At 42.8% G+C, this 10,451-nt stretch carries 8 protein-coding genes, 1 tRNA gene and 1 pseudogene; 8 read left to right on the forward strand and 2 right to left on the reverse strand.

Annotated elements, in window-relative coordinates:
- The 5 genes and pseudogenes from V7L20_RS11085 to V7L20_RS11105 all read left to right on the forward strand — a co-directional run.
- Positions 1–1,009 (forward strand): annotated as a pseudogene (locus V7L20_RS11085) (ribosome assembly protein 4); the annotation flags it as partial.
- A 138-nt stretch (positions 1,010–1,147) separates the two neighbouring features.
- Positions 1,148–1,735: a Uma2 family endonuclease gene (locus V7L20_RS11090; RefSeq protein ID WP_334744127.1), complete on the forward strand. Its 588-nt coding sequence runs from the start codon at positions 1,148–1,150 to the stop codon at positions 1,733–1,735.
- Positions 1,736–2,359, forward strand: a complete 624-nt coding sequence (locus V7L20_RS11095) for a hypothetical protein (protein ID WP_334744128.1) — start codon at positions 1,736–1,738, stop codon at positions 2,357–2,359. It abuts the gene before it with no gap.
- Complete coding sequence (locus tag V7L20_RS11100; RefSeq protein ID WP_334744129.1) at positions 2,356–3,099, forward strand: alpha/beta hydrolase; 744 nt, start codon at positions 2,356–2,358, stop codon at positions 3,097–3,099. Before V7L20_RS11095 ends, V7L20_RS11100 begins: the two co-directional genes overlap by 4 nt.
- Before the next feature lie 295 nt (positions 3,100–3,394).
- On the forward strand, positions 3,395–3,577 hold the full coding sequence (locus V7L20_RS11105; protein ID WP_334744130.1) for a hypothetical protein: 183 nt from the start codon (positions 3,395–3,397) through the stop codon (positions 3,575–3,577).
- A gap of 293 nt (positions 3,578–3,870) precedes the next feature.
- On the opposite strand, the gene V7L20_RS11110 is transcribed toward V7L20_RS11105, so the two are convergent.
- A tRNA-Val gene (locus tag V7L20_RS11110) sits at positions 3,871–3,943 on the reverse strand.
- Between the two features lie 186 nt (positions 3,944–4,129).
- Here V7L20_RS11110 and V7L20_RS11115 point away from each other — a divergent pair.
- Positions 4,130–4,750, forward strand: coding sequence for a metal-binding protein (locus tag V7L20_RS11115; RefSeq protein WP_334744131.1), 621 nt, complete (start codon positions 4,130–4,132; stop codon positions 4,748–4,750).
- Positions 4,751–4,753: 3 nt separating this feature from the next.
- The gene (mazG, locus tag V7L20_RS11120) at positions 4,754–5,575 is read left to right on the forward strand and encodes a nucleoside triphosphate pyrophosphohydrolase (RefSeq protein WP_334744132.1); all 822 of its coding nucleotides are present in this window, start codon (positions 4,754–4,756) and stop codon (positions 5,573–5,575) included.
- A 238-nt stretch (positions 5,576–5,813) separates the two neighbouring features.
- On the opposite strand, the gene V7L20_RS11125 is transcribed toward mazG, so the two are convergent.
- Positions 5,814–7,004 (reverse strand): transporter substrate-binding domain-containing protein, encoded by a 1,191-nt coding sequence (locus V7L20_RS11125; RefSeq protein ID WP_334744133.1) that lies wholly within the window; start codon positions 7,002–7,004, stop codon positions 5,814–5,816.
- Positions 7,005–7,756: 752 nt separating this feature from the next.
- Between V7L20_RS11125 and V7L20_RS11130 the strand changes: the two genes are divergently transcribed.
- Positions 7,757–10,045, forward strand: a complete 2,289-nt coding sequence (locus V7L20_RS11130; RefSeq protein WP_334744134.1) for a PAS domain-containing hybrid sensor histidine kinase/response regulator — start codon at positions 7,757–7,759, stop codon at positions 10,043–10,045.
- Positions 10,046–10,451 lie beyond the last annotated feature (406 nt).

The raw sequence follows: 10,451 nt of genomic DNA on the forward strand, positions 1-10,451 counted from the left end.
AGCTGTCACCAGCGCCAGTTTTAGCCCGGATGGCAAACGCATTCTCACCGCCAGTTTAGACAACACCGCGCGGGTGTGGGACATTTCAGGTAAGCTAATCGCAGAACTCAAAGGGCATACCCAAGCTGTCACCAGCGCCAGTTTTAGCCCGGATGGCAAACGCATTCTCACCGCCAGTTTAGACAACACCGCGCGGGTGTGGGACATTTCAGGTAAGCAAATCGCCGAACTCAAAGGGCATACCGGCCCAGTCTACAGCGCCAGTTTTAGCCCGGATGGCAAACGCATTCTCACCGCCTCTTGGGACAACACCGCGCAGGTGTGGCGGGCTGACAATCTTGATGAACTGTTGTCTCGCGGTTGTCAATGGCTGAATGATTATCTTGTCACCAATCCTAAAGACTTAGAAACATTACAGGTCTGCCAAAATAAATCGAACTTAATAGCAGCAGCACCGTTTTTAGTTCAAGAAGGTGAAAAGGAAGCTAGAGAGGGCAATATTGATAATGCAGTTGCGATCTTTGACACAGCCTTCAAATGGAATCCCAGTTTAAAATTTAACCCCAAGGTAAAAGCACAAGAGTTTGCTAACAAAGGAAACGCGGAACGTTTGATTGCAGAAGCAGAGAGAATTACGAAAGGGGGTAATGTCAAGGAAGCGCTAGCAGATTACGCAGATGCCCAAAAGTTAGATCCTAACGTGGAAATTTCTGCCGATTCTTGGAATGCACTATGCTGGGACGGGAGTCTGCGAGGATATGCCAAGGATGTGTTATTTGCCTGTGACAAAGCCGTTGCCCTTGCACCTGACGATCGCAATAATCGTGATAGACGGGGGCTGGCGAGGGCGCTGACTGGCAATACCCAAGGCGCGATTACTGACTTTGAGGCATACATCGCCCAGACTGAAGATAAAGATAGTAAATCACAACGGCAGCGCTGGGTGAAAGATTTACGCGCGGGGAAGAATCCGTTTACAGATGCAGAGATTAAAAAGCTACAGAATTAGGGAATTGGGCACTTGTACTGAACGTCTTGCCCTGAGCGAAGCCGAAGGGAGCCGAAGTATGAGGTATTGATTATTTCTTCACTATCTTCCTCATCTTCCTTATTGCATAGAATAATTGTATTGAGTCATCAATTCGCTATGACTGTAACCACCAAAAAACTGACTTTTGCAGAGTATCTTAAATATAGCGATCGCACGGATACCCAATATGAATTGGTAGATGGAGAATTAATCCCCATGAGTGTTGGCACTGGCAAGCACGGCGGTATCTCCAAGTTTTTAGAACGAAGCAATGATTACGAAAGTGCCAAAATGAATAAGAACTGGACAGCACAAAAGTTTTCTGTAGGAGTGCGATCGCCACGCTCTGGACGTTGGGACACTTCACGAATTCCAGATGTGATAGTATTACCAACACAGCAATGGGAAGCACTTTCCAATCGAGAAGCTGTGATTGAACTCAACGAAACTCCTCCCATACTAGTAGTAGAAGTGGTCAGCGAATATACACAAACCACAGACTACCGCAGTAAACGTTCTGAGTATGCTGTTCTCGGAATTCCTGAATACTGGATTGTTGACCCGATTCAAGAGGTGGTAACAATATGCACCTTAGTAGAAGGGTTCTATGATGCTGTTGCATTCCGAGGACAAGAACACATCATCTCTTCGACTTTTCCACACTTGGATTTGAGTGCTGAACAAATCTTGGCAGGACACAAGTAAATGGCATACAGCGATTTTAGTCTCGCTAAAGTGAAAAAGAGTTTTGACTTAACCCTTGATGAAACTCGTAATTTATTTGCTCATACAAAACCTGTTACACCATCAGAAACCCTGAGAACGATTTTAATAGATTACATTCCTTTAGCAACTGCAATTTCAACCGAAAAAGCTAGGTCAGAGTTTTTAATTGCACCAATTCTGGCAGAGGTCAGACGATTATTAAATAATCAAATATCACTGTTCTCTGGAAATGAATTTAATGTTGATGTGACTCAAGGCTTGCAAGGTTTTTGCGATTACATTATCAGCAATTCTCAAGAACAGTTATTTATTTCTGCTCCAGTAATGTTTATTTTTGAAGCAAAAAAAGAAGATATTATTGGCGGTCTTGGTCAATGTGTAGCGGCAATGATTGCGGCGCAACTGTTCAATCAAAATCAAGGTAATGAAGTTGGGCGGATTTACGGCTCAGTTACTAGTGGAACTAACTGGAAGTTTTTATTTTTGGAAGGGACAACTGTTTATATAGATTCGACTGAGTACTATATTAAAGAAGTTAATAAAATTTTGGGTATTTTATTGCAACCTTTTGGGCCTGTTTTAACTGTTGTTCAATTAATATGAGTCTTTTTTGTCTAGTTCACGGTGCTTTCCAAGCCACTTGGTGTTGGGATTTGCTAATTCCCTACTTAGAAACACAGGGACACAAAACCGTAGCAATGGATTTGCCAATTGAAAATGCATCTGCTACTTTATCCCAACTTGCAGATGTTGTAATTCAAGCGCTGCCAAAAACTGATGATGATATTGTCCTAGTCGGTCACTCAATGGCTGGTACTATAATTCCCCTGGTTGCAGAAGCGGTAAAAGTGCGTCAACTTGTGTTTGTGGCTGCGCTACTTCCCTATCCCGGAATTAGTACACTCGATCAATTTTCTCATCGTCTTGATTCTGATACACTCAAATCATTCAATTACCAGCCAAAAGACCCAAGTAAACTCGAACAGTTCTACGATGAGCCTGATATGTATGAACCAGCTTCCGTAGGCAAAGATTATTCCGACGAAGCAGTATTAAAAGAGTTTTTCTTTCATGATTGTCAACCGGATGTAGCAGAGTGGGCAATCTCGAAAAGTCGTTCGCAACAATCTATGGCATATATATTTGAAACGAATCCTCTAAAAGCTTTGCCAAATGTTGAACATAAATATATTGTTTGTAGCAATGACCGAATAATATCTCCTACATGGTCACGCTACGCTGCACACAAGCGCTTAGGAGTCGATGCCATTGAGCTACCTGCTGGACATTGCCCACATCTGTCTTGTCCTGAGCTTCTTGCCTCAGTATTAACTAGTGATTAATTGCTTGAGCAGTTTTACTTTGGGTCGATGTCTCAAAGATGATGTATTTTCCACACCGTATATAAGAGAAATTAAAGATGCTAAGAGCAGTTTAATTTCAAGCAAAGATTCAAAATGATTTAATTCAGATTCCCGATGAGTACAAATAAGAACTCAGTGAAGGAGATGATATTAAAGTAATCATTTTGGTGACGAAAAAATCATCTAAACCAGCAGACATGATTGATGAATTAACAGAGAATCCTGTTCAAGTAGATGGTGTACTCAGCCGTGAGGAAATTTATAACCGATAATTATGAGTGTTGGTGCATCTTTTATTGATACAAATGTTTGGCTTTATCGTTTATTTGATGATAAAAAGATGGAGGTTGCAGAAAGAACGAGAAAGCGTGATATTGCAATAGCAATTACGCAAGCTGAAGGAATTATCATTAGTATGCAGGTTGTGAATCAGGTTGCTGCTAATTTGCTGAAGTAAGCAGCCTTTAACGAAAAGCAAATTAAAGCTGTGATTTAATCGCTTTATTGTCGCTGCACTGTGGTAGAATTCAATCTGACTATTTTTGAATCTGCATCAGACATCCGCAATCGATATAATGTTTCTTTTTGGGATAGTTTAATTATTTCTTGCGCCCTATTTGCAAGAGCAAGTATTCTCTATTCTGAAGATATGCAATATGGGTTAGTAGTAACTGGTCAAATAGAGATTGTAAATCCATTTAAAAAAGCTAGAAACTGCATTTAAGCTGTCTCTAGCCTTAATTTACTTAATGGGCAGTACCAGACTCGAACTGATGACATCCTGCTTGTAAGGCAGGCGCTCTACCAACTGAGCTAACCGCCCTTTTATTCAATCCTTTACTAAGATAGCAAAACATTTCGCATTGCGCTAGTAGTTTTAAGAAAATCTTTTTTTCTCTTATACTGACTCAGTGAGAACTCTATGCGGCGGTTTTTGCCGCTCAAAAGTTCGGTGATTTAGTTAACTCAGCACTGGCTCAACGCCCTGCTATCGCTAACAGGATTTAGGATGCCCTCTGGTAGGACACACGATCGCATTACTATGTATGCTCTGCCGTTTGTGGCGGGCGTTACTTTCTGGCAAACTCGCAGTAGCAATGCGACTTTGTTAGTTGCAGGTGGGTTTCTCTTTGGCGGGCTGATGTTTGGCCCCGATTTGGATATTTACTCTGTACAATTTCAACGTTGGGGTTTGTTGCGCTGGATTTGGCTACCTTATCAAAAAAGTCTCCGGCATCGTTCTTTTTTATCCCACGGGCCGATTATTGGCACGATTTTGCGGATACTTTATCTGGGATGTTTGCTAGCTATTTTGGCAATTTTCGTTTTGGCAGTTGCCCAAAGGTTATGGAATCTGAGTTTTAATTGGCAGGATTTAAGTGAAACTGTGGGGCGATCGCTCGTGCAATACGATACTGAATATATCGCCTTGTTTTTGGGGTTAGAACTCGGTGCGATGAGTCATTCTCTGTCCGATTGGGGCGGTTCGGCATACAAGCGCTTTCAAAAACAAGGCGTTCGTGGGTTGCTTCCTAATGGCAAAATTAAAAAGCGGAAAGTTGCAAGTCGCGGTAATCGTCGAGCTACAGTTAGCAGAAAGAGCAACGGAAAAACGACAAAGGACAAATAACAAATGACAAGTGACAAAGTTGATACTTTGGCGGCGTTGCAGGAATTGATTGAGGTGGTGGCGAAGTTGCGATCGCCTGATGGTGGTTGTCCTTGGGATTTAGCTCAAACTCCTGAAACCCTCACACCCTATGTGATTGAAGAAGCTTATGAGGTGGTGGATGCAATTAAGAGTGGGGATAAAGGTGCGATCGCAGAGGAGTTAGGCGATTTATTATTACAGGTGGTATTGCAAGCCCAAATCGCTAGCGAATCTGGGCAATTTTCTTTGAAAGAAATAACTCAGGGAATTTCCCAAAAGTTGATTCGCCGTCATCCCCATGTGTTTGGTGATGTGTCGGTGACAAGTGTGGATGAGGTGCGGCAAAATTGGGAACAAATCAAAGCTGCGGAAAAAGGCGAAGCATCTCCAGAGGCGCAAAAACTTAGTGCTAAACTTGCTCGTTATGGGCGCACCCTTCCCCCACTGACGGCGGCGATGAAGATTTCCCAAAAGGCTGCGGCAATCGGGTTTGAATGGGAAAATATTCAAGGCGTTTGGGATAAGTTTCATGAAGAATTAGGAGAGTTTCAACAGGCTTTAGCTGAAGAAACACCAGAACGGCAACAAGCAGAATTAGGCGATTTACTATTTGCAGTGATTCAGCTAGCCCGTTGGCATAATCTTGACCCCAGCGCGGCTTTGCAAGGCACAAATCAACGATTTGTCCAGCGATTAGAAAAAATGGAGGGGGTTGTTGATCGCCCCCTTTCTGATTACAGTTTGGATGAGTTAGAAACTCTTTGGCAACAGGCAAAAGCTCAACTTGCTCAAGAAGAGTATTAGTCATTGGTCGTTGGTCATTGGTCATTGGTCGTTGGTCATTGGTCATTGGTCATTTGTTATTCTCCGTTATTCCCCAGTCCCCATTGCCCCTAATTTCTAGAGGGGGCCTTGAGTTCCCTATTTCCTAGCGATGCACTCTCGCTTGTCCTCTTGGTAGCCGTAAAGCCTGCGGCATAGCTACGCTTAGGGCGCAGCCTCTGGTAGAGTTGGGCGCAGTTGAAGTGTCCCTCTCCCTTCTTCAAGATTTTTCAGCATTGAACCACTTATCATATAGCGATTGATAAGTACCATTTTCTTTGAGACTCAGCAAAGCCTGGTTAATTGGTTTGCGGTAGGGACTGTTGTTAGGCAGAATGATGCCGTAGCTTTCTTCACGCAATATACTGCCAACAATCTCTACCTTCCCTTTGCCTTCGTTGGCAGCATAGAACAAAAGTACAGGCGCATCAAACACCACAGCATCAGCTTTTTTTGTTTGCAGAGCATTGTAAGCTTGCTCAATTTTGGTAACTTCTAAAACTGAAATCTTATGTTCTCGCAGATATGCGGCGGCTGTGCTACCGGCAGTTGTGGCCACTACTTTGCCGGGTAAATCGTCTATAGTCTTGATATCGCCTTGAAGCTGTTGTACTGTCAATGAGGTAGTAGCGCTGGCTGTAAAGTAGGCAACGAAAAGTACTCCGATGAACATCCAGACAATACCTACTAGCCGTCCTAGTACTCCTTTGGGCATTTCATCCGCTTGGGTTGCTAATGTGGCAGCTGCCCACCAACAAGCTTTGAAAATGCCAGGAAAGTATGATTTAGAAACCATCCCATTTTGATGATGGCGCTCAAATAACCAAATAATGTGGGCTGCTACGACAATTAACACTAGGGCAATGCCTATTACCTGCAAGAGGCTAGTAGAGAAAAATAATTGCAAAATATTTAGGAAGGCACTGTTGTTGGTTTCTGAGTTTCGTACCATAATTTGCAGTCCCCCAGCCAAAATGGGTAATGAGAAATCAAAATCCTGCTGGCGTTCGGCTGTAATGGAGATAGCTGCAATCCCTAAATTAGCTTTTTTGTCTTTAATAGCAGAAAGCAGTTCCGGCACAGAGGAATATTCTATAAATTTATACTCTATACCTATTTGGTTGGCGATGCTGCGCCAGAGGTCGATACTGAATCCCGATAATTCACCTTTGTCTGTGATCACAAAAGGCGGTATAACTCGTGTAGCTACTAATAACGGTTGTTGGAGTTGTGGTTTTTGGGTCAGTCCTGGCGATGTCATTAACAATAATGCCAGAATTCCACCTACTAATCCTATGCAGGTATACAGTGCTAAGGAATGCCTGGTTTTGTTTTTACGGTCATATCTGCCAATCGGGCTTTTTCTCCTGGCCATAATTTGGCGAAATTTAGTCACGATCGCATTTATCATCAGAATTTTTTAGGAGTTATATGCAAGTCTATTTATCATGCCCACCCCAGATCAAATATCACATTTATCGTCCCCCTAAAACCGAATTTTTCAGATTTCGGGATTGAAGAAACAGACAAGGGGACAAAAAGTTAAAGCGAGAAAACCCTCCCCATTTCCCCTTGTCCTCTTCTGGTCGAACTACAATATGATGGTATTGCCCTGGTATCTGCTTCTGAGACTTTACAGATTACCTCGCCTGTAGTTAGGTTGATTATTTCAAATCGGCGTAGGCGTAGGTGTAGCCCGCACTTCGACTGCGCTCAGTCACCACTTCGACTGCGCTCAGTCACCACTTCGACTGCGCTCAGTGACTGTTGTAGACATCGCTGATGCTATCTACCCACTCATTGTTGATCAGCAATTGGGTTGGGCCGATTTTGACCTGTTGTCCTGGTACTGTTGCTATAACCATTAGATTTTCCTTAAGCTATAAAAATTTTCTTAAATCTTTTCTTAAATCTATTTATTATGTTTGTTGCTGTACAACCCTCTAGGTGGATTTCTTTATGAATTATTTATTTTAAGGTAGGAGTTAGAGGTTGAGATAATTACACTATTGTGTCTAATCCACTTTGTCTAACTCACCTTGTCAAGACAAACTCTATCTTTTGAGCAATATTTTTAAGATCAACTTTTAGCGTACAGTTAGGCTTATACTTGCTTGATATTTCTTCTGCCGTACGCTTCTTAGTTTTAGCAAAGTGAGCAACATGAGTGTAGATGATTTTAGTCAACAATTAGAAACATTTAACTTACGGGTGACGGGATTCTTGCAAAGTACTATCAATGAGCCGCACTTGCAACAAGAGCTAGCAACTGAAGCTTTTGAAGAACTTAAAATCACTTTGGAAGAACTGAAAATCGCCTCAGAGGAACTACAAGCAACACGAATATTAGTCGAGAAGGAGCGTCAGCGCTATCAAGAATTATTTGATTTTGCGCCTGATGGTTACATAGTAACTGATACGAATGGCATCATCTTGGAAGCTAACCGTGCCGCTAGTGTACAGTTCAATCTTTTACAGCGATTTTTGATTGGCAAACCGCTACTTACTTTTATCGCCAGGTCAGATCATCAACATTTTTTTAACTACCTAACTCAGTTACAGCATCTCGACCAGGGCGGGGAATGGGAAGCGTGTTTACAACCAAGGGAAAAAATTTGTTTTGATGTTGCTTTGACAGTAGTTACCGTCCGTAATGAGGAAGGTAAGCCAGTTGCTCTGCGCTGGTTAATGCGCGACATTACCAAGCGTAAGCGTTTAGAGTCCGAGCGCGAACAGTTATTTGCTAGTGAACAAGCCGCCCGGATTGCAGCCCAAGAAGCACAGAAGCGTTCTGATTTTTTGGCTGAAGCAAGTCGTGTACTGGCATCTTCTTTAGACTATCGCACTACCCTAACTAGCGTCGTACAATTGGCAGTGCCTACCCTAGCCGATTGGTGTATTGTAGATGTCGTTGAAAATAATTTGGCGGTTTTCAATAACCCAGTGATAGCTGCATCTGAACCGCAAAAGGAAGCAATAGTTAGAGAATTGCGACAACGCTATCCAATTTCTGTTGATGCTGATTATGGGCCGGCGAAGGTTTTGCGAAGTGGTAAGTCGGAACTGGCTACAACCATTCTTGAGTCTTCATTAGAGAGAATTGCGTCAAACCAGGAACACCTCTTTCTGCTGCACCAACTCGAACTTAAGTCTCAGATGACTGTGCCATTGATGGTGCGTGAAAGCAAGTTGGGGACAATTATATTTGCGTCTGCACAACCAGGACGGCATTACACTATTGGAGACCTGGCAATGGCTGAAGAACTTGCCCAAAGAGCAGCGTTTGCCATTGAAAATGCACAGCTTTATCGGCAAGCCCAGGAAGCTAACCGAATTAAAGATGAATTTTTAGCGATCGTTTCTCACGAACTTCGCACACCTCTCAACTCGATGCTGGGTTGGGTTCAAATTATCCGTAATCGAAAATTAGACGAGGCAATGACCTCTAAGGCACTGGCGACAATCGAGCGGAATGCTCAACTTCAGAGGAAACTAATTGAAGATATCCTGGATGTTTCCCGCATTGTCCAAGGTAAAATTAGCCTAAATCTCCGTAAAGTTGACCTGGTACGTGTAATTAACGCAGCCATTGAAGCTATACATCCCACATCTGAAATTAAGGATATTCAAGTTAAGTCTAACCTTGATTCCTCAGCTGGTGAGGTTATGGGTGATGCAGAACGTTTGCAACAAGTAATCTGGAATTTGCTCTCTAACGCTGTCAAATTTACACCGAGTGGAGGACGAATTGAAGTACATCTAAAGCAAGTAAACTCAAATGCCCAGATAACTGTGTCAGACACAGGTAAGGGAATTAGTGCTGACTTTCTACCCTTTATATTTGAGCGCTTTCGTCAAGCTGATAGCACAACTACTAGAGCAGAGAGTGGTTTGGGGCTGGGACTGTCAATTGTGCGCTACATAGTAGAAATGCACTCAGGCACTGTCTACGCAGCTAGCGAAGGGGAAGAACGGGGAGCAACATTTACAGTGCAGTTGCCGACCATAGAATTGCAACAAGAGCAGCAAATTCAAGAGAGTGAAGTAAAAGCCGATAACCTCTCAGCGTTGAAAGGTTTGCAAATACTCGTTGTAGATGACAGTCCCGATACTCGTGAGTTAATTTCCTTTATTCTGCAACAGTCTGGAGCAGAGGTGATATCGGTTAGCTTAGTAGCTGAAGCTTTAGAAGCGCTGGTAGACTTCAAGCCAGATGTTTTAGTCAGTGATATCGGAATGCCAGATGAAGATGGTTATTCGCTGATTCGCAAAATGCGAATCAGCGAAGCAGCTCGAGGAAAAAAAATTCCAGCTATAGCACTGACGGCCTTTGCAAGAGATGAAGAGTCCAATCTGGCTCTGCAAGCTGGATTCCAGGTTCATCTATCCAAGCCAATCGAGCCAGATAAGTTGGTGAGAGTGGTGGCAAACTTGGTTAAAGGTAGCAATTAAAAAGGCGTTGCTGATTCCACGTATGAAAATGATTTTGCATAATACCAAAATCCTTGTAGGACGGCGATTTATCGCGTCTCTCTAATCGTCAAAATGAATTTGACAGACCACTATATTCGGATCATATTTTTTATGAAATGGTATTAAACCATTGAATTTACGATAACTTTAACGCACAATTAAGTTCTCGATAAAATCTGCGTAGGCGTAGCCAGCCGTAGGCATGGCTGATCGAGCAAATGCGTAGGCGTAGCCCCAATACGGTTCGGTTAACGTGTTTATTCCTCGAAGATCCCCCCAACCCCCCTTAAAAAGCAGGGCTAATTTATTGTGATGAGAGAAAAATTAGGGTAGCCAGAAATTAGATACACTAAATCTTTATAGCGGCTGATTTGATTTTTCTACT

This window comes from Nostoc sp., from assembly GCF_036916735.1.
GTDB lineage: Bacteria > Cyanobacteriota > Cyanobacteriia > Cyanobacteriales > Nostocaceae > Nostoc.

Excerpts from the sequence above, each read along its gene's own strand:
- V7L20_RS11095 (WP_334744128.1), top strand. The coding sequence starts at position 1,736 with ATGGCATACAGCGATTTTAGTCTCGCTAAAGTGAAAAAGAGTTTTGAC.
- mazG (WP_334744132.1), top strand. The coding sequence starts at position 4,754 with ATGACAAGTGACAAAGTTGATACTTTGGCGGCGTTGCAGGAATTGATT.
- V7L20_RS11105 (WP_334744130.1), top strand. The coding sequence starts at position 3,395 with ATGAGTGTTGGTGCATCTTTTATTGATACAAATGTTTGGCTTTATCGT.
- V7L20_RS11100 (WP_334744129.1), top strand. The coding sequence starts at position 2,356 with ATGAGTCTTTTTTGTCTAGTTCACGGTGCTTTCCAAGCCACTTGGTGT.
- V7L20_RS11115 (WP_334744131.1), top strand. The coding sequence starts at position 4,130 with ATGCCCTCTGGTAGGACACACGATCGCATTACTATGTATGCTCTGCCG.
- V7L20_RS11130 (WP_334744134.1), top strand. The coding sequence starts at position 7,757 with ATGAGTGTAGATGATTTTAGTCAACAATTAGAAACATTTAACTTACGG.
- V7L20_RS11125 (WP_334744133.1), bottom strand. The coding sequence starts at position 7,004 with ATGATAAATGCGATCGTGACTAAATTTCGCCAAATTATGGCCAGGAGA.
- V7L20_RS11090 (WP_334744127.1), top strand. The coding sequence starts at position 1,148 with ATGACTGTAACCACCAAAAAACTGACTTTTGCAGAGTATCTTAAATAT.